The organism is Rhodococcus sp. DT1 (genome assembly GCF_049844875.1).
Classification (GTDB): Bacteria; Actinomycetota; Actinomycetes; order Mycobacteriales; family Mycobacteriaceae; genus Rhodococcus.
In genome coordinates, this window is record NZ_JBNCLW010000026.1 from 1 (window position 1) to 211 (window position 211).

The 211-nt window shown below is 62.1% G+C and carries 1 protein-coding gene; it reads right to left on the reverse strand.

All coding sequences use genetic code 11. The annotated features are described in order from the left end of the window. A partial coding sequence (locus ACLQ3J_RS20975) for an AMP-binding protein (protein WP_425904309.1) occupies positions 1–211 on the reverse strand: 211 nt, incomplete at both ends.

Below are 211 nucleotides of genomic sequence, written 5' to 3' on the forward strand. Positions count from 1 at the left end.
GAGATCAGATACCGCGCAAGCCGATTGACCCGCGCATCGAACTCGCCGTATGTCAACGACCCGCCCTCGAACACCACCGCAATCGCATCCGGCGACGCAGCAACCTGCGCATCGAAGCGATCCAGCAACGTCGCCTCCGGCACCGGATGCGACGTATCGTTCCACCGCTCGAGCACCGCAATACGCTCATCGGCGCCCAGCAAATCGATAT